The sequence below is a fragment of the Pseudomonas sp. S3_A09 genome, from assembly GCF_054668065.1.
The window spans coordinates 3,104,361-3,121,872 of record NZ_CP162752.1; the positions used below are offsets into that span (position 1 = coordinate 3,104,361).

The 17,512-nt window shown below is 61.8% G+C and carries 15 protein-coding genes and 1 riboswitch; of the genes, 9 read left to right on the top strand and 6 right to left on the bottom strand.

Annotated features, from left to right (window positions below):
- Positions 1-133: 133 nt before the first annotated feature.
- The 3 genes from msbA to AB4N92_RS14530 all read left to right on the top strand — a co-directional run bounded on the left by msbA (position 134) and on the right by AB4N92_RS14530 (position 4,396).
- Entirely contained in the window at positions 134-1,939 is a 1,806-nt protein-coding gene (msbA, locus tag AB4N92_RS14520; RefSeq protein WP_010213666.1) for a lipid A export permease/ATP-binding protein MsbA, read from the top strand.
- A gap of 113 nt (positions 1,940-2,052) precedes the next feature.
- Positions 2,053-3,477 (top strand): bifunctional D-glycero-beta-D-manno-heptose-7-phosphate kinase/D-glycero-beta-D-manno-heptose 1-phosphate adenylyltransferase HldE, encoded by a 1,425-nt coding sequence (gene hldE, locus AB4N92_RS14525; RefSeq protein ID WP_045791364.1) that lies wholly within the window; start codon positions 2,053-2,055, stop codon positions 3,475-3,477.
- Positions 3,470-4,396 (top strand): NAD-dependent epimerase/dehydratase family protein, encoded by a 927-nt coding sequence (locus AB4N92_RS14530; RefSeq protein WP_010213664.1) that lies wholly within the window; start codon positions 3,470-3,472, stop codon positions 4,394-4,396. Before hldE ends, AB4N92_RS14530 begins: the two co-directional genes overlap by 8 nt.
- 40 nt (positions 4,397-4,436) lie before the next feature.
- On the opposite strand, the gene AB4N92_RS14535 is transcribed toward AB4N92_RS14530, so the two are convergent.
- Genes AB4N92_RS14535 through AB4N92_RS14550 form a run of 4 tightly spaced genes read right to left on the bottom strand, consistent with a single transcriptional unit; the run spans position 4,437 to position 7,813 of the window.
- Positions 4,437-5,396, bottom strand: a complete 960-nt coding sequence (locus AB4N92_RS14535) for a hypothetical protein (RefSeq protein ID WP_021493253.1) — start codon at positions 5,394-5,396, stop codon at positions 4,437-4,439.
- Between the two features lie 41 nt (positions 5,397-5,437).
- Positions 5,438-6,250: an aldo/keto reductase gene (locus tag AB4N92_RS14540; RefSeq protein ID WP_047544075.1), complete on the bottom strand. Its 813-nt coding sequence runs from the start codon at positions 6,248-6,250 to the stop codon at positions 5,438-5,440.
- Positions 6,247-7,422 carry an NAD(P)/FAD-dependent oxidoreductase gene (locus AB4N92_RS14545; protein WP_010213658.1) on the bottom strand — a complete coding sequence of 392 codons (1,176 nt, stop codon included), beginning with the start codon at positions 7,420-7,422 and terminating at the stop codon, positions 6,247-6,249. Before AB4N92_RS14545 ends, AB4N92_RS14540 begins: the two co-directional genes overlap by 4 nt.
- Before the next feature lie 55 nt (positions 7,423-7,477).
- Complete coding sequence (locus AB4N92_RS14550; protein WP_010213655.1) at positions 7,478-7,813, bottom strand: DMT family transporter; 336 nt, start codon at positions 7,811-7,813, stop codon at positions 7,478-7,480.
- A gap of 101 nt (positions 7,814-7,914) precedes the next feature.
- Between AB4N92_RS14550 and AB4N92_RS14555 the strand changes: the two genes are divergently transcribed.
- Positions 7,915-8,805 carry a LysR family transcriptional regulator gene (locus tag AB4N92_RS14555; protein WP_010213654.1) on the top strand — a complete coding sequence of 297 codons (891 nt, stop codon included), beginning with the start codon at positions 7,915-7,917 and terminating at the stop codon, positions 8,803-8,805.
- A 23-nt stretch (positions 8,806-8,828) separates the two neighbouring features.
- On the top strand, positions 8,829-10,106 hold the full coding sequence (waaA, locus tag AB4N92_RS14560) for a lipid IV(A) 3-deoxy-D-manno-octulosonic acid transferase (RefSeq protein ID WP_021493252.1): 1,278 nt from the start codon (positions 8,829-8,831) through the stop codon (positions 10,104-10,106).
- A gap of 120 nt (positions 10,107-10,226) precedes the next feature.
- On the opposite strand, the gene AB4N92_RS14565 is transcribed toward waaA, so the two are convergent.
- The gene (locus AB4N92_RS14565; RefSeq protein WP_010213649.1) at positions 10,227-11,666 is read right to left on the bottom strand and encodes a TolC family outer membrane protein; all 1,440 of its coding nucleotides are present in this window, start codon (positions 11,664-11,666) and stop codon (positions 10,227-10,229) included.
- Between the two features lie 196 nt (positions 11,667-11,862).
- A riboswitch (TPP riboswitch) is annotated at positions 11,863-11,968 on the top strand.
- A gap of 148 nt (positions 11,969-12,116) precedes the next feature.
- Between AB4N92_RS14565 and thiC the strand changes: the two genes are divergently transcribed.
- Complete coding sequence (gene thiC / locus AB4N92_RS14570) at positions 12,117-14,021, top strand: phosphomethylpyrimidine synthase ThiC (protein WP_010213648.1); 1,905 nt, start codon at positions 12,117-12,119, stop codon at positions 14,019-14,021.
- A 166-nt stretch (positions 14,022-14,187) separates the two neighbouring features.
- Positions 14,188-15,477, top strand: a complete 1,290-nt coding sequence (gene cytX / locus AB4N92_RS14575) for a putative hydroxymethylpyrimidine transporter CytX (RefSeq protein WP_010213647.1) — start codon at positions 14,188-14,190, stop codon at positions 15,475-15,477.
- Here the strand turns inward: cytX and AB4N92_RS14580 are convergent.
- Positions 15,446-16,192: an RsiV family protein gene (locus AB4N92_RS14580; protein ID WP_042571384.1), complete on the bottom strand. Its 747-nt coding sequence runs from the start codon at positions 16,190-16,192 to the stop codon at positions 15,446-15,448. The two genes, cytX and AB4N92_RS14580, sit on opposite strands and share 32 nt — an antisense overlap.
- A 193-nt stretch (positions 16,193-16,385) precedes the next feature.
- Here AB4N92_RS14580 and AB4N92_RS14585 point away from each other — a divergent pair, with 193 nt between their 5' ends.
- Both AB4N92_RS14585 and AB4N92_RS14590 read left to right on the top strand, forming a co-directional pair.
- On the top strand, positions 16,386-17,003 hold the full coding sequence (locus tag AB4N92_RS14585; protein ID WP_010213645.1) for an NUDIX domain-containing protein: 618 nt from the start codon (positions 16,386-16,388) through the stop codon (positions 17,001-17,003).
- Complete coding sequence (locus AB4N92_RS14590) at positions 16,994-17,443, top strand: DUF1249 domain-containing protein (RefSeq protein WP_003171323.1); 450 nt, start codon at positions 16,994-16,996, stop codon at positions 17,441-17,443. Before AB4N92_RS14585 ends, AB4N92_RS14590 begins: the two co-directional genes overlap by 10 nt.
- Positions 17,444-17,512 lie beyond the last annotated feature (69 nt).

A 17,512-nucleotide genomic window follows, 5' to 3' on the forward strand; every position in this document is an offset into this window, starting at 1 on the left:
AAGCCGACCATCTTAAAGTAGTGGCTATATAATGTCGCTGGTCGGGACCGACCAGGCTGTGGGTCATGCAGGGTGCAAGTACAACAGAGAAGCTGTGCTAAAGTCAGCCTCCTTTTTCAAAACGCCGCGTGATATGACCGACTCCAGTCCGAGCGCAAGCCCTTCGAGCTTGAAAATATACTTCCGTCTGCTCAGCTATGTCAGACCCTATGCGGGTCTGTTCGCATTGAGTATCCTCGGATTTCTGATTTTCGCGTCGACCCAGCCCATGCTGGGGTACATCCTCAAGTACTTCGTCGACGGTCTGTCCAATCCTGAAGCCGTACTGTTCCCCAGCGTGCCATTCCTGCGGGACCTGCAGTTGCTGCAGGCGGTGCCGCTGCTGATCATCCTGATCGCCGCCTGGCAGGGCCTTGGTTCGTTCCTCGGTAACTACCTGCTGGCCAAGGTTTCCCTGGGCCTGGTGCACGACCTGCGGGTGCAGTTGTTCAACAATCTGCTGACACTGCCGAACCGCTATTTCGACAACCACAACTCCGGGCACCTGATTTCCCGCATCACCTTCAACGTGACCATGGTCACGGGCGCGGCCACTGACGCTATCAAAGTGGTGATCCGTGAAGGCATGACGGTGATCTTCCTGTTCGCCTCGCTGCTGTTCATGAACTGGCGCCTGACGCTGGTGATGATCGCTATCCTGCCGTTGATTGCAGTGATGGTGAGCACGGCCAGCAAGAAATTCCGCAAGCAGAGCAAGAAGATCCAGGTGGCCATGGGCGACGTGACGCACGTCGCGTCGGAAACCATCCAAGGCTATCGCGTGGTGCGCAGCTTTGGTGGCGAAGTCTACGAGGAAAAACGCTTCCTCAAGGCCAGCCAGAGCAACACCAACAAGCAACTGCGCATGACCCGTACCGGCGCGATCTACACGCCGGCGCTGCAATTGGTGATCTACACCGCGATGGCGGTGCTGATGTTCCTGGTTCTTTATCTTCGCGGCGATGCCTCGGCAGGTGACATGGTGGCCTACATCACCTTGGCAGGCCTGTTGCCTAAGCCGATTCGTCAGCTCTCGGAAGTCAGCTCGACGATCCAGAAGGGTGTGGCCGGCGCCGAAAGCATTTTTGAACAGCTGGACGAAGAGGTCGAAGTTGATCGCGGCACGATCGAGCGTGACAAAGTCAGCGGTCGTCTTGACGTACGCAACCTCAATTTCACCTACCCAGGCACCGAGCGCCATGTGCTCAAGGACATCAGCTTTACCGCCGAGCCAGGGCAGATGATTGCCCTGGTAGGGCGTTCGGGCAGCGGTAAATCGACCCTGGCCAGCCTGATCCCGCGTTTCTATCATCATGAAAGCGGCGAGATCCTGCTGGACGGCATCGAGATCGAGAACTACAAGCTGCTCAACCTGCGCAAGCACATCGCCCAGGTGACCCAGCACGTGACGCTGTTCAGCGACACCGTGACCAACAACATCGCCTACGGCGACCTGGCCGGCGCACCACGTGCGGAGGTTGAGGCGGCGGCTGCGGATGCCAATGCCAAGGACTTCATCGACCAGTTGCCCAAGGGCTTCGATACCCAGGTCGGCGAAAACGGTGTGCTGCTGTCCGGCGGTCAACGCCAGCGCCTGGCTATTGCCCGTGCCCTGCTGAAGAACGCACCGTTGCTGATTCTCGACGAGGCCACCTCGGCCCTCGACACCGAGTCCGAGCGCCACATTCAGGCGGCGCTGGACAAGGTCATGCAAGGTCGCACCACTCTGGTGATCGCGCACCGTTTGTCCACCATCGAGAAAGCTGACCTGATCCTGGTGATGGACGATGGCCGGATTGTCGAGCGTGGCACCCACGGCGAACTGTTGGCACAGAACGGCTACTATGCCCGCCTGCACGCCATGGGACTGGATGCGCCGGTTTCCGCCGACATCACCTGACCTTCTGTGCAGGAGCCGGCTTGCCGGCTCCTGCATTGCAAAACCCTCCCGCAATCCTCCTGTAACCCTGTGCTAATATCGCGCCCCTGTTCATTTTGTATGTGGGTTGCTCCATGAAGTTGTCCATGCCGCGATTCGATCAAGCCCCTGTCTTGGTGGTCGGCGATGTCATGCTCGACCGTTACTGGCATGGCGGTACCTCACGGATTTCCCCTGAGGCACCGGTACCGGTAGTCAAGGTCGAGCAAATCGAAGACCGTCCAGGTGGCGCTGCCAACGTTGCCCTTAACATTGCCGCCCTCGGCGCCCCAGCCTCCCTGGTCGGCGTGACCGGCGACGACGAAGCCGCCGACAGCCTGGCCAACAGCCTGCGCGGTGCTGGCGTGCGCGCGCTGTTCCAGCGCATCGCCCACCAGCCCACCATCGTCAAGCTGCGGGTCATGAGCCGGCACCAGCAATTGCTGCGTATCGATTTCGAAGAACCCTTCACCACTGACGCCCTTGCCCTGCGTGGCCAGGTCGATCAGTTGCTCGAAGGCATCAAGGTGCTGGTGTTGTCCGACTACGGCAAAGGCGCCTTGAAGAATCACCAGGAACTGATCCTGGCCGCCAAGGCCAAGGGCATTCCGGTACTGGCCGATCCCAAGGGCAAGGACTTCTCGATTTATCGCGGAGCCAGCCTGATCACGCCTAATCTCAGTGAGTTCGAAGCCATCGTCGGCGGTTGCACCGATGAGCACGATTTGGTGACCAAGGGCGCGGCGCTGATGGCCGATCTCGACTTGGGCGCCTTGCTGGTGACCCGGGGTGAGCACGGCATGACCCTGCTGCGTCCGGGCCACCCGGCGATGCACTTGCCGGCACGTGCCCGCGAAGTGTTCGACGTGACCGGCGCCGGCGACACCGTGATTTCCACCCTGGCCGCCTCGATTGCGGCGGGCGAAGAACTGCCCCACGCTGTGGCCCTGGCCAACCTGGCGGCAGGCATTGTGGTGGGCAAATTGGGTACCGCTGCCATCAGCGCGCCTGAATTGCGGCGTGCGATCCAGCGCTCCGAAGGTTCGGAGCGCGGTGTACTGACCATCGAACAACTGCTGCTGGCCATTGACGACGCCCGTGCCCACAACGAAAGCATTGTGTTCACCAATGGCTGCTTCGACATCCTGCACGCCGGTCACGTGACGTACCTGGAGCAGGCGCGCGCCCAAGGTGATCGCCTGATCGTTGCGGTCAACGACGACGCGTCGGTCAGCCGCCTCAAAGGCCCTGGCCGTCCGATCAACAGTGTCGACCGTCGCATGGCAGTGCTCGCGGGGCTGGGCGCGGTGGACTGGGTGATCAGCTTCCCTGAAGCGACCCCGGAAAACCTGCTGGCCCAGGTCAAGCCCGACGTGCTGGTCAAGGGTGGCGATTACTCCGTCGATCAGGTTGTCGGGGCGGATATCGTCAGTGCCTACGGCGGCAAGGTCAAAGTGCTGGGCCTGGTCGAAAACAGCTCGACCACGGCCATTGTCGAGAAAATCCGCAACAATGAGTAAACGCGTTCTTATCACCGGTGGCGCCGGTTTTATCGGCTCACACCTGGTCGATGCGCTGCTTGCCAAAGGCTACGGCGTACGGGTGCTGGATAACCTGTCCACCGGCAAGCGCAGCAACCTGCCGCTGGACAATCCGCGCGTTGAATTGCTGGAAGGTGATGTAGCCGATGCCGAGCTGGTGGCCCGCGCCGCCGTCGACACAACGGCGGTGGTGCACCTGGCGGCAGTGGCCTCGGTGCAAGCGTCGGTGGATGATCCGGTCAGCACGCACCAGAGCAACTTCGTCGGCACCTTGAATGTCTGCGAAGCTATGCGCAAGGCCGGCGTAAAACGTGTGGTATATGCCTCCAGCGCCGCGGTCTATGGCAACAATGGCGAAGGCGCTTCGATTGACGAAGAAACCACCAAGGCGCCGTTGACGCCCTATGCGTCCGACAAGCTGGCTGGCGAGCACTACTTCGACTTCTACCGTCGCCAGCATGGCCTGGAGCCGGTGATTTTTCGCTTCTTCAATATCTTCGGCCCCCGCCAGGACCCCTCATCGCCGTATTCCGGCGTGATCAGTATCTTCAGCGAGCGCGCGCAGCAGGGCGTGCCGATTGCCGTGTTTGGCGATGGCGAGCAAACCCGTGACTTCATGTACGTGGAAGACCTGGTGGATGTGCTGGTGCAGGCCATTGAAGCGCCGTCGGCACCGTTGGGCGCCATCAATGTGGGCTGGAACCGCACCACCACCCTCAAGCAGGTGTTGCAGGCCTTGGAAGAAATCGTCGGCAAGCTGCCAACGGTGACTTACGGGCCGGCGCGTTCCGGGGATATCCGGCATTCGCGGGCGAATAACCAGCGCTTGCTGGCGAGCTTCACGCTGCCGGAGCCCACGCCGTTGAAGGTTGGGCTGGAGCGCTTGCTCGAAGGCTGAACGCAATCAAGTGTGGGAGCAGGCAAGCCAGCTCCCACATTCAAGCCTTGGCTTTTTTCTTCGGCACGATCTTGCGCAACATCCGCTGTGCCAGGCGCTTCAATTTCGACTCTTTCTCAGGCATAGCCAAACCCTGTTGGCGTAGCCAATCCTTCCAGCGAATCCGCTCCTCACGCACCAGCCAGCCTTCCTGTTGGGCGAAGCTCTCCGCCAGGTACAAGCCGCGAGTACTTGCCGGGTACAGCTGGTCTTTCTTGACGGTGTACAACTCGGCCAGAGGCTGGCCATCTTTCAGCGGCATCAGGTACAGGTCGGGGCGCTGACGGTCCAGGCGTGCCACCAGTTGATCGCCTTCCAGGCGCTCGTCCACATGGAACAGGCTCAGGGACTTGGCTTCCTTGGGCACTTCCAGGCGCAGGTCGTAGATCAATTGCAGGGAGGCGGTGGGCAGGTGCACGTAGGCGCGGGGGCGCTCGATCAATTGAGTGGTGGCGCAACGTACCGGGCGGGCGGCACCGGACAGCGGGCTGAGGCGAAAGGGCAAGGCTTCACGATAATGCAGCGCGGCGGAATAGGGCGCCGGTAGCCAGGTGTCGTTGAAGCGTCCGCCAAGCCAGCCTTCCGGGGTTTCCAGCAGGCACTCTTCGGCAATTTCCTGGATCGCAGTGTGCAGCGGCAGGTTCAGTTCGTGGGCGGGCACATAGCCGGAAATCAGCTTGAGGACCACATCGCCACGGTCCTGGCGGCGCTGGCGTACCAGCACCCAATAATCGCGGTTCTGCCAATGCAGGGTCAGGCGTACGGATACGCCGAGGTTGGCCAGCTCCAGGGCGAAGCGTTCCGGGTCGGCCACCTCCACCGGTTTGCGGCGTTGCAGGGTCTGGGCAAAATTGAGCGGCATGCCGACGCTCTGGTAACTCAGGCCTTCGGGGGTGGCTTCGACGTGCAGCGGCAGTGTCTTGAAGTTGCTGGGGTTTTTTCTTATGAGCGTTCGCGGCATGTCGGCTCCTTCTTGCGACGGGGTCGGCCGCGTGGGCGGCATCAGAGTTGACGAATGACTTGGGCAGCGGTCGCCACGTTATGGGCCAGGTGCAGCGGATTAATGGTCCCGACAATAGCACTGGCGACGCCCGTTTGCGCAAACAACAGCATGAAACTCGCCCGAATTGGATCCATTCCAGGCTCCAGGCACACGTGGCCGCTGGCTAATGCCTTTTTCACCAGGATGCCCTTGCCATGGGCCGCCGCATAATCAATGACGGCTTTCTCGGTCTGTTCGTTCAAATTGTAGGTGATCATGGCGCAATCGCCCTGTTCCAGAGCCTTCACGCCGCCTTCTACGGTTTTGCCGGAGAAGCCGAAACCACGGATCTTGCCTTCCTTTTTCAACTCGGCCAGGGTCTGGTAGACCTCGCAGTCGTTGAGGATGTGCAGGTCGTTGCCGTCGGAGTGCACCAGCACCATGTCGATAAAATCGGTTTCAAGTCGTTTCAAACTGCGCTCGATCGACAGGCGGGTGTGGGCCGCGCTGAAGTCGTGGCTGGACAGGCCATTCTCGAACTCTTCACCGACCTTGCTGACGATCACCCAGTCCTTTCGCTGGCCACGCAGCAGCGGGCCCAGACGTTCCTCGCTCATGCCATAGGCGGGCGCCGTGTCGATCAGGTTGATGCCCAGTTCGCGAGCCTGTCGCAACAGCATGCGGGCTTCGTCGTCACCAGGAATCTGGAAACCGCTGGGGTATTTCACCCCTTGGTCGCGGCCCAGCTTGACGGTGCCCAGGCCCAGTGGCGAGACCATCAGGCCGGTGCTGCCCAGGGGGCGATGCAGGTCGTGAAGGGTGGGCAGGCTCATGGCAACAATTGCTCCCAGGCAGGTACGCCGATGGCGGGTTTTGGCAGGGCGGGTAGAGGCTCGCTGGCAGTCGGGCGGATCCCGTCACGTTCCAGGCGGTTGATCACCCGATCGGCGAAGTCCGGCGCCAGTGCCAGTTTGGTCGGCCAGCCCACCAGCAGGCGGCCTTCCTCGGCGATGAAGGCGTTGTCGGGACGGGTCAGGCCTGATTGCAGCGGCTCGGCACGGTCGACCCGCAGAGTGGCCCACTGGGTCTGGCTCATGTCGATCCACGGCAGCAATTGCGCCAGCTCTTTCTGCGCGGTGGCGATCTGTTCTTCCGGTGTGCGCGCTACGCCATCGGCTTCGGCAATGTCGCCGCCCATGTACCACACCCAGTTGCCATCGGCTGCCGGGTGAGTGGTGACGGTGATGCGCGGCTTGGTGCCGCCCCCCAGGCAGTGGGCATACAACGGTTTCAGACCGGGGCCTTTGGCGATGATCATGTGCAACGGGCGCTTTTGCATCGCTGGCTGGTTCAGACCCAGCGCGGTCAGCAGGTCCGCCGTGCCGGCGCCGGCACTCAACACGATACGTTGGGCGCGGATCTCGCGGCCGTCCACGTTCAAACCCACCAGTGTGTTGCCTTCACGCAAGGGTTCGATGTGTTGTCCGGCGAGCAAACCATCACCGGCCAGCTGGGCCAGGCGTTCGATCAGGCTCGGCACGTCAACGACCAACTCTGCCAGGCGATAGACTTTGCCCTTGAAACGACGGTCTTGCAGGGCAGGCGGCAGGTCGTCCCCCTTGACCTGATCGACACGGCCGCGCACGGCCTTGCTGGCGAAAAAGCTGGTGAGGTTGCCGGCGAGCGTGCCGGGGGACCACAGGTAATGAGCGTCGGACAACAGGCGCACGCCGGTCAGATCCAGCTCACCGTTACCCGCCAGCGCTTCACGCCAGCGGCGCGGCATGTCGGCAATGGCTTCGGAGGCGCCGGTGAGCGCACCGTGCAGGGCGTATTTCGCACCGCCGTGAATGATCCCCTGGGACTTCACGCTTTGCCCGCCACCCAGGGTGGCGCTTTCCACCAACACCGTGGAAAACCCCTGGCGGCGCAGGCGCGCATTCAGCCAGAGGCCTGCAACCCCGGCGCCGACAATCAGAACGTCGGTGGACATAACGGATGGCATGGGCAACCTCAGTGTTCAAGACAAGAGGCGCAGTATACAGCGTGTTGAAGGGTGGTCAGTGCCCGGCGGTTTTCGAGAACAACTGGATCACCACCACGCCCAGCACAATCAGGCCCATCCCCAGCATCGCCGGGATATCCAGCTTCTGCCCGTAGATGAACAGCGCCGCGATGCTCACCATCACAATGCCCATCCCGGCCCACACGGCGTAGGCGACGCCCACCGGCACTGTGCGCACCACCAGCGTCAGCATCCAGAACGCCACACCGTAGCCGACGATCACCAGCAGCAGGGGGATCGGCGTGCTCCAGCCCTTGATGGCCTTCATGGAAACGGTGGCGATCACTTCCGAGCAGATGGCAATGGCCAAGTAGTAGTAAGCGACGTTCATGGGTCAATCCTCGGGTAAAGCAATCAGATAAGGCTGGCATTCTAGCGTTCAGTCAGATGGGGTAAAGTCATTACCTATCCGAATAAGAGATGGGTCGAGCCATGAGTGTGCAGTGGGATCTGGAGCAAATGCGCCTGTTTGTCAGCGTCGCCGAACACCGTTCGTTTTCGGCCGTGGCGCGTCAGCAGCGCAAGGCGCAGTCGGCGGTGAGCAATGGGATTGCGATGCTGGAGGCGGACCTTGGCGTCAGCCTGTTCGAGCGTAGCAGCGGCCGCCAACCGCGGCTGACGGAAGCCGGCAGCGTATTGCTGGAGGAGGCACGCGAAGTGTTGCGCCAGTGTGAACGGCTCAATGGCCGGGCACTGTCACTGACCCGCGGCGAGGAGGCTTGCCTGCGCCTGGCCCAGGATGAAGCCATGCTGTTTCAGCCGGTACTCGATAGCCTGGAGGCGCTGGCGGGCAAGTACCCGTTGCTGGAAGTGCAGCTGTCCAGCGCCGCGCAGGGCGATGTGGCCCGTAAGCTGGTGGAGCGCAAGGCTGACCTGGGTCTGCTGTTCTATCACGATCAAATCCCCGAAGCCCTGGAGCGACGGGTTGTCGGCAGTGTGGAGATGGTCACGGTATGCGGCGTGAATCATCCGCTGGCCAAGGAACCGTACGTGACGTGCCAGCGTCTGGCGCAGTTCCGTCAGTTGTTGATGTCGACCCAGACCAGCGTCTACCCCGGCAGCGAAGCCGCCAGCCCGTTGGTGTGGCGCGCCGACAGTTTCTACGTGTTGGCCGAATGGCTGATGAGCGGCCTGGGCTGGGCCTGGCTGCCCCGGCATATCGTGCAGTACCCGACCTATCAGCAACAAATGGTTGAGCTGGACAGCGAATGGACGCCGCCGGCCTTGGTGGTGGAGCTGGTCTGGCGGCGCGACGAGCATCTGGGGCCTGCCGCGCGCTTCCTGGCCAAACGATTTGCCGAGTGCTTGCAGGCGATCGACTGAAAAAGCCGATAAACTCCGCCGCCATGAATAGAACTCTCTACAGCTGTCTGTTTTACCTGGCGCTGCCCTTGGTGGCTTTACGTCTGTGGCTGCGCGCGCGCAAGGCGCCGGCCTATGCCAAGCGCGTCGGCGAGCGCTTCTCCTATGGCTTGCCGGTGATGCAGCCGGGCGGGATCTGGGTGCATGCCGTGTCGGTGGGCGAGAGCATTGCCGCCGCGCCCATGGTGCGCGGGTTGCTGGCGCGTTATCCGACGCTGCCGATCACCGTCACGTGTATGACGCCCACCGGGTCCGAGCGCATCCAGGCGTTGTTCGCCAACGAGCCGCGCATCCAGCATTGCTACTTGCCGTATGACTTGCCGTGCGCCGCCAAACGTTTCCTCGATCGCGTGCAGCCGAAACTGGCAGTGATCATGGAAACCGAGCTGTGGCCCAACCATATCCACGCCTGCGCCCAGCGAGGGATTCCAGTGGCGTTGGCGAATGCACGGTTGTCGGCGCGCTCGGCCAAGGGCTACGCACGCTTTGCCAAACTGACGGCGCCGATGCTGTCGCAGATGAGCCTCTTCGCTGTGCAGACGCAGACCGAAGCCCAGCGCTTCCTGAGCCTCGGGGCTCGCCCGGAAACCGTCGAAGTCACCGGCTCGATCAAGTTCGACCTGACCATCGACCCCGAACTGCCGGCGCGGGCCGCTGCGTTACGCGCGCAATGGGGCGCCAGCGAGCGCCCGGTGTGGATCGCCGCGAGCACCCATGAAGGTGAAGATGACGTGGTGCTGGCGGCGCATCGACAACTGCTCGACAGCTATCCCAATGCGCTGCTGATTCTGGTGCCGCGTCACCAGGAGCGCTTCGGGCCGATGTTCGAACTGTGTCAGCAACAAGGCTTTGCCACGGTGCGCCGTTCCAGCGGCGACGCGGTCACCGCGCAAACCGCGGTACTGCTCGGCGACACCATGGGTGAATTGCTGTTTCTGTATGCCCTCGCCGACAGCGCTTTTGTCGGCGGCAGCCTGGTGGCGACGGGCGGGCATAACCCACTGGAACCGGCGGCCTTGGCATTGCCGGTGATCATGGGGCCGCACGTGTTCAACTTCCTCGAAATCACGGCGATGATGCGCGAAGCGGGAGCGCTGCGCGAGGTGGATGACGCCGAAGGATTGGCCGAGGCCGTGCGCCAGTTGTTCGAATTGCCGCAGGATGCCCGCAAGATGGCGCAGGCTGGCCTCAAGGTGATGCAGGCCAACCAGGGCGCGCTCAAGCGCCTGCTGGACGGTTTGGACAAACTGCTTACCCGCTGACACCACCAATCAACTGTGGGAGCGGGCTTGCTCGCGAATGCGGTGTATCAGTACCAGATGCACTGGCTGACACACCGCATTCGCGAGCAAGCCCGCTCCCACATTGGTTATACGCTGTGTTTAATAGCCGGGACGGGCCTTGAGTTGTTCGGCGGCGGCCTTGGCCAGGTCCGGCGGCAGGAAGTCGCGGTCCGGGTTGTAGTCAGCCTTGAGGTAGCGCGCCAGGTCCTGCAAGTCGCCTGGGTTCAAGGTGCCCGCGGCTTGTTTCAGGCGCAGGTTGTCGAGGATGTAGTCGTAGCGGCTGTTGTTGTAGTTGCGCACCGACGCGTAGAGCTGGCGCTGTGAGTCCAGCACATCGACGATGTTGCGCGTGCCCACCTGGTAGCCGATTTCCGTGGCTTCTACTGCGCTCTGGTTGGAGATGATCGACTGGCGGCGCGCCTGCACCTGCTCCACATCGGTGTTCACCGCACGGTGCAGGTTGCGGGTGTTTTCCACCACCTGGCGGCGCAGGCCTTCGCGCTGCTGCTCGGTCTGGCCCAGGCGCGAGTAGGATTCACGCACTTGCGAGCTGGTCAGCCCGCCGCTGTAGATCGGGATGCTCAGGCGCAGGCCGATGGTGCGTTGTTCCACATCGCCACGGTACGGCGTGCCGAAAGCATTCGGGTTGCTGAAGCCCAGGGCGTCGTTGTCACCTTTTTCGTATTGCGCCACGGCGTCCAGGGTCGGTGCATGCCCGGCCTTGCGCTGCTTGAGGGTTTCTTCGGCGGCGGTGACGGCGTAGTTGCTGGCGAGCAGGTTCAGGTTCTGGCGGCCGGCGGTTTCGACCCAGGCCTTGGCGTCGTTCGGCAGCGGCGGCAACACTGGCAGCGTGTGGACAATGCCCTGGATCGAGTTGTACTGACGGTTGGTCAAGGTGATCAATGCTTCGAACGCGTCTTCCACCTGGCGTTGGGCCAGGATGCGGTTGGCGCGGGCGGTGTCGTAGCTGGCCTGGGATTGCAGGACATCGGTCTTGTCCGACAGGCCGACGTCAAAGCGTTCGTTGGACTGGTCCAGCTGGCGTTTGAACGCATTTTCTTCGGCCTTGGTCGAGGCCAGGTTGTCCTGGGCACGCAGCACGGCGAAATAGTTTTCGGCGCTTTGCAGGATCAGGTTCTGTTCGGTGGCCGACAGTTGCAGCGCAGCCTGCTCGTTGGTGGCTTCGGCCGCCTGCAGTTGGAACCAGCGGTCGGCGCGGAACAGGGGCTGGCTCAAGGTGGCGCGCCAGGAGTGCGCGTCGCGGTTGGCGGTGGCGGCGGGCGTGTCGATCTGGGTGCGCACGTTATTGATATCGGCACCACCGGTCAGGTTCGGTAGCAGCCCGGCGCGGGCCTGGGGCACCACTTCTTTTTGCGCGCCGTATTGGGCACGGGCAGCGGCCAGGTCGGCGTTGTTGTCCACGGCTTCCTGGTAGACGCTGACCAAGTCGGTGTTGGCGGACAAGGGCGCTTCAGCTGCCCAGACCATTCCGTTGGTCGCACAAGACACGGCGAGAGCCAGTGAAAGTTTGCGCAGCATGAGGCGATCCCTAGTTTAAATATTACGGTGATAATTTAGCGCCCAAGGCTAAGGCGGGCCATTCCTGGCGTCAAGCATTGTGGCGGCAACCGAGTGTAGTGGTGCTGACTCGGCGCAACAATCCCGCAATCACGCCATTCATCACGCTGAATGCACCGCTATTGGCAATTTGCCCGCGGCATGGTCTAGACTGGCCACGTTCTTGTCGGGGTGCCTTGTTGGAAGGCTGAGATCGGTAAATACCGGATCCCGTTGAACCTGATCAGGTTAGCGCCTGCGTAGGGAACAAGATTTCTCGTCACCCGGCGAGTCCTCTTGTGCTTCGTCCGGGATGCTGTTCATTTATTGAGCAGCCCTCGTGCACAGAGCACAGCACTGGTTTCAGTGCGTTCATCCGTCCCAGGTTCGCTCCGACAAAAATCCACCGCCTGGATAGTTGGAGAGCCTGTGATGAGCACAGAAATAAAAAGTACAAAACTGAAAAACACCGTGCACCTGAGTGAATCGGCCAAGGTCGACTCCGGCTCCGTGCAGCCGTTTACCCGCTCGCAAAAAATCTACGTGCAGGGCACTCGCCCGGACATCCGCGTGCCAATGCGCGAAATCAGCCTGGACGTGACCCCCACCGATTTCGGCGGTGAAATCAACGCGCCGGTTACCGTGTACGACACCTCCGGCCCCTACACTGACCCGAATGTGATCATCGACGTGCGCAAAGGCCTGGCCGACGTGCGCTCGCCGTGGATCGAAGTACGCAACGACACCGAACGCCTGCCGGGCCTCAGTTCGCACTTCGGTCAACAGCGTCTGAGCGATGCCGAACTGACCGCGCTGCGCTTCGCACACGTGAAGAACCCGCGTCGCGCCAAGGCCGGCGCCAACGTTACGCAGATGCACTACGCACGCAAAGGCATCATCACCGCCGAGATGGAATACGTCGCCATCCGCGAAAATATGAAGCTGGAAGAAGCCCGCGCCACCGGCTTGCTCGACCAGCAGCATGCCGGCCATAGCTTCGGTGCCAGCGTGCCGAAAATCATCACCCCCGAATTCGTGCGCGAAGAAATCGCTCGCGGCCGCGCGATCATCCCGGCCAACATCAACCACACCGAACTGGAACCGATGATCATCGGCCGTAACTTCCTGGTGAAGATCAACGGCAACATCGGCAACAGCGCCCTGGGGTCGTCCATCGAAGAAGAAGTGGCGAAACTTACGTGGGGCATTCGCTGGGGTTCGGACACGGTGATGGACTTGTCCACCGGCAAGCACATCCATGAAACCCGCGAGTGGATCATCCGCAACTCGCCAGTGCCGATCGGCACCGTGCCGATCTACCAGGCCCTGGAAAAAGTCGGCGGCGCCGCCGAAGACCTGACCTGGGAACTGTTCCGTGACACCCTGATCGAACAGGCCGAGCAGGGCGTCGACTACTTCACCATCCATGCCGGCGTGCTGCTGCGCTACGTGCCGCTGACCGCCAAGCGTGTGACCGGCATCGTTTCTCGTGGCGGTTCGATCATGGCCAAGTGGTGCCTGGCGCACCACAAAGAGAACTTCACCTACACGCATTTCGACGAAATCTGCGAAATCATGAAGGCCTACGACGTCAGTTTCTCCCTTGGCGATGGCCTGCGTCCCGGTTCGATTGCCGACGCCAACGACGCCGCGCAGTTCGGCGAGCTGGAAACCCTGGGCGAGCTGACCAAGACCGCCTGGAAGCACGACGTGCAAACCATGATCGAAGGCCCCGGCCACGTGCCGATGCAGTTGATCAAGGAGAACATGGACAAGCAGCTGGAGTGCTGCGACGAAGCGCCGTTCTACACCCTCGGCCCGCTGACCACCGACATTGCGCCGGGCTATGACCACATCACCTCCGGTATCGGCGCGGCGATGATCGGCTGGTTCGGTTGCGCCATGCTTTGCTACGTCACGCCCAAGGAACACTTGGGCTTGCCGAACAAGGATGATGTGAAGACCGGGATCATCACCTACAAGATCGCCGCCCACGCGGCGGACCTCGCCAAAGGCCATCCGGGTGCACAGATCCGCGATAACGCCTTGAGCAAGGCGCGTTTCGAGTTCCGCTGGGAAGACCAGTTCAACCTCGGCCTGGACCCGGACACCGCGCGCTCGTATCACGACGAAACCCTGCCGAAGGACTCGGCCAAGGTCGCGCATTTCTGCTCGATGTGCGGGCCGAAGTTCTGCTCGATGAAGATCACCCAGGAAGTGCGTGAATACGCGGCCAACCAGCGCATTGAGGCGGTGGACGTGGATGTGGCCAAAGGCTTGGCCGAGCAGGCGCAGCGGTTCAAGCAGGAAGGGAGTCAGCTGTACAAAAAGGTCTGATCCGAGGCGGCGGTGCCTGCACCGCCGTCATCGCGGGCAAGCCCGGCTCCCACAGTTGATCGCGTTGTACACAGCTTTTGTGTCCACAGCCGGTCCCTTGTGGGAGCCGGGCTTGCCCGCGATAGCGATCTCCAAAACAACACAGTGTCCCTCAGAGATAACACCCTTGAGCATTCAACCCAGCACTTACTCCCCGGACATTGCAGTGTCCGCTGACAAACGCGTCTTCGGCGCCCGCGACCTGTTCTCCCTCTGGTTCTCCCTCGGCATCGGCTTGATGGTCCTGCAAACCGGCGCATTGCTCGCGCCAGGCTTGGGCCTGTCCGGTTCGTTGCTGGCGATTTTCCTCGGCACCCTGGTGGGTGTCCTGCTGCTGGCCGCTGTCGGCGTAATCGGCAGCGACACCGGCCTGTCCGCCATGGCCGCGCTCAAGCTGAGCCTTGGGGCGAAGGGCGCGAGCCTGCCGGCGTTGCTCAATTTGCTGCAGCTGATCGGCTGGGGCTCGTTCGAAATCATCGTGATGCGCGACGCGGCCAGCCTGTTGGGCACGCGGGCGTTCAGTGAAGGCAGCCTATTGGCCAGCCCATTGCTGTGGACCCTATTCTTCGGCGGTCTGGCGACGCTGCTGGCGGTCAGTGGTCCGCTGACCTTCGTGCGCCAGATCTTGCGCAAATGGGGCATCTGGTTGTTGCTTGCCGCCTGCCTGTGGCTCACCTGGAACCTGTTCGCCAAAGCCGACCTCGCCACACTCTGGGCCAAGGCGGGTGACGGTTCGATGCCGTTCGCGGTGGGTTTTGATATCGCCATCGCCATGCCGCTGTCGTGGCTGCCGCTGATCGCCGATTACTCGCGTTTCGGCAAGCGCGCCCACAGCGTGTTCGGTGGCACGGCGCTGGGGTTCTTTATCGGTAATTTCTGGCTGATGAGCCTGGGCGTGGCCTACACCCTGGCGTTCGCACCGAGCGGCGAAGTCAACGCGCTGTTGCTGGCGTTGGCTGGGGCCGGCCTGGGGATTCCGCTTCTATTGATTCTGTTGGACGAATCGGAAAACGCCTTCGCCGATATTCACTCGGCGGCGGTATCCAGCGGGATGTTGCTGCGTTTGAAGGTCGAGCACCTGGCGTTGGCCATCGGCGTGGTCTGCACGCTTATCGCCTGCTTTGCACCGTTGGCGCAGTACCAGAACTTCCTGTTGTTGATCGGCTCGGTATTCGCGCCGCTGTTTGGGGTGGTGCTGGTGGATCATTTCATCCTGCGCCGTCGTAGCGGGGGTGCAGTAGCCAGCTTGCGCTGGCCGGCGCTACTGGCCTGGCTGGGCGGTATCGCCACTTACCACTTGCTGGCCCATCTGTATCCGGACATCGGTGCAACCCTGCCGGCGCTGGTGCTGGCAGGGCTGTTGCAGCTCATCCTGGGCCGGGTCTTCAGCGGCGCGCGGGCACCAGCTCAGGCTTGAGGATGCCCTCCAGGCGCGAGTACGGAATCTGCAACTCGACGTGGCCCAGGGCATACGGTGCGATGGTGGTGGTGGGGTACTTGAGGATCACGCCGCCATAAGTCAGCGCCACGTTCGGGGTTTTCTGGAAGGGGTAGGTTTTCACATACTCCGGCTCCAGGCTCAGGCGGGTGCTGATCAGCCAGCTGTTGTGAGCCACCTGGGCGGCTTTCCAGAACGCCTCTTCCTTGCCGGGCAACAGCATGTCGGTCAGGGTCAGGGCCTTTTGCTGCTGGCGCGAATAGTTGATGAATGCACGGCCCGGTTCGCCGTGGGTGGCACCTTGGTCCAGGTAGCTGGATAACTCGATGATCACCAAGCCGTCATGCTGTTCACGTACCTTGGCCTGCAGGTACATGCTGTTGCGTGGGGCGGCCGTTTTCAGGAATTGCTCGCGGTAGGTCTCAAGGCTGGTCGGCAGCGGGTCGTTCGGGCTGGTGCGGGTCATTTCCAGCAGGCGCTGTTCGATCAGTGCATCCAGCTTCGGCTCCTTGGCAAAGTGCACGGTGTCGATATTCACCAGTGGGCAGTCGGCGCTGGCGCAGCCTGGCTTGCTCTGCTCGGTGGCGTCGCGGGTGGCGTCCAGCGGGGTTTTGTAACTCGGCTGGAACAGGCTTTGGCAGGCACCGAGGGTCAATGCGATGCAGGCCACGGAGGCGATTTTTAAAAGCGACATGGATGTCCTTCGTCTAGCGATAAGAGCGAAATTTGTGGAGCTTCGACTACCGGCAGGGCAGTCAGTTCGCCACTAAGCTGATTAGAGTGAGTTTGACGCCCGCCGTCTATCCCGGCAACTGGAAAGGGGCTGCATCCAGAGGCATGAGCGCGTTAGGATGGCGCCAATTGCGCAGGCTCAACGAGGAAGGGATATGACGGACATCGCAAAATCGACGCCGAGCACTATCGAAATTGTTCAGCGCGACAATGCCTACCAGGGCTTCTACAAGCTTGATCGCGTGCAACTGCGCCACGAGAAGTTCGATGGCGGCATGAGCCGGGTGATCAATCGCGAAGTCTTCGTTCGTCACGATGCCGTGTGCGTGCTGCCCTACGATCCGAAGCGCGATACGGTGGTACTGATCGAGCAGTTCCGCGTAGGCGCCATGGGTCGGACCGACAACCCGTGGCTGGTGGAAATGGTCGCCGGCCTGATCGACAAGGATGAAGCGCCGGAGGAGGTTGCACACCGCGAAGCCGAGGAGGAAGCTGGGCTGACATTCTCGGCGCTGTGGCCGATCACCCAGTATTTCCCGTCGCCCGGCGGCAGTACCGAATTTGTCCACTTGTACCTGGGCCGTTGCGACAGCTCGGGCGCGGGGGGCGTCCATGGATTGGAAGAAGAAGCTGAAGATATCCGCGTCACCGTATGGGCCTTCGAAGATGCCCTGCAAGCGGTGCGCGACGGCAAAATTTCCAATGCAGCCAGCATTATCGCCCTGCAATGGCTTGCGCTTAATCGCGCGGAAGTGAGGGGGTTATGGCAGTAAAGGCACGGGAACGTTATCGAGTCGACCTGATCGGGTTGCAAGCGGCCTGCGAGGCCAACTATGCGCGGCTGATGCGCCTGCTGCCCGACATGCGCCATGCCCCCGAGGCGCGGCGCATCGGCGTGACCCATGGCGATCAAATGCTTGGCGTGCTGGCACTGGAAGTCATCGTCAATTGCCCGTACACCACCACCCTGCGCGTGCGCCAGGAGCACAGCCTGCCATGGTTGCCGGTGCCGCAACTGGAAGTGCAGGTGTACCACGACGCGCGCATGGCCGAAGTGATCAGCGCCGAACATGCGCGGCGCTTTCGCAGCATCTATCCTTACCCCAACGTGTTCATGCACCAGCCCGATGAGAAAGCACAGCTCAATGTGTTCCTCGGTGAATGGTTGAGCCACTGCCTGGCCCTGGGCCACGAGTTCGAAGTTGTGCGGTAGATGTGAACTGCATCTGCTTCCTAAGGTTTCCTCTTGTGTCCTGCCCCAGCATAATCACGCCACACGTCC

Excerpts from the sequence above, each read along its gene's own strand:
- AB4N92_RS14550 (WP_010213655.1), bottom strand. The coding sequence starts at position 7,813 with ATGAACGTCGCTTACTACTACTTGGCCATTGCCATCTGCTCGGAAGTG.
- msbA (WP_010213666.1), top strand. The coding sequence starts at position 134 with ATGACCGACTCCAGTCCGAGCGCAAGCCCTTCGAGCTTGAAAATATAC.
- thiC (WP_010213648.1), top strand. The coding sequence starts at position 12,117 with ATGAGCACAGAAATAAAAAGTACAAAACTGAAAAACACCGTGCACCTG.
- AB4N92_RS14585 (WP_010213645.1), top strand. The coding sequence starts at position 16,386 with ATGACGGACATCGCAAAATCGACGCCGAGCACTATCGAAATTGTTCAG.
- AB4N92_RS14580 (WP_042571384.1), bottom strand. The coding sequence starts at position 16,192 with ATGTCGCTTTTAAAAATCGCCTCCGTGGCCTGCATCGCATTGACCCTC.
- AB4N92_RS14535 (WP_021493253.1), bottom strand. The coding sequence starts at position 5,396 with ATGCCGCGAACGCTCATAAGAAAAAACCCCAGCAACTTCAAGACACTG.
- AB4N92_RS14545 (WP_010213658.1), bottom strand. The coding sequence starts at position 7,422 with ATGCCATCCGTTATGTCCACCGACGTTCTGATTGTCGGCGCCGGGGTT.
- AB4N92_RS14530 (WP_010213664.1), top strand. The coding sequence starts at position 3,470 with ATGAGTAAACGCGTTCTTATCACCGGTGGCGCCGGTTTTATCGGCTCA.
- AB4N92_RS14555 (WP_010213654.1), top strand. The coding sequence starts at position 7,915 with ATGAGTGTGCAGTGGGATCTGGAGCAAATGCGCCTGTTTGTCAGCGTC.
- AB4N92_RS14565 (WP_010213649.1), bottom strand. The coding sequence starts at position 11,666 with ATGCTGCGCAAACTTTCACTGGCTCTCGCCGTGTCTTGTGCGACCAAC.
- waaA (WP_021493252.1), top strand. The coding sequence starts at position 8,829 with ATGAATAGAACTCTCTACAGCTGTCTGTTTTACCTGGCGCTGCCCTTG.
- hldE (WP_045791364.1), top strand. The coding sequence starts at position 2,053 with ATGAAGTTGTCCATGCCGCGATTCGATCAAGCCCCTGTCTTGGTGGTC.
- AB4N92_RS14590 (WP_003171323.1), top strand. The coding sequence starts at position 16,994 with ATGGCAGTAAAGGCACGGGAACGTTATCGAGTCGACCTGATCGGGTTG.
- AB4N92_RS14540 (WP_047544075.1), bottom strand. The coding sequence starts at position 6,250 with ATGAGCCTGCCCACCCTTCACGACCTGCATCGCCCCCTGGGCAGCACC.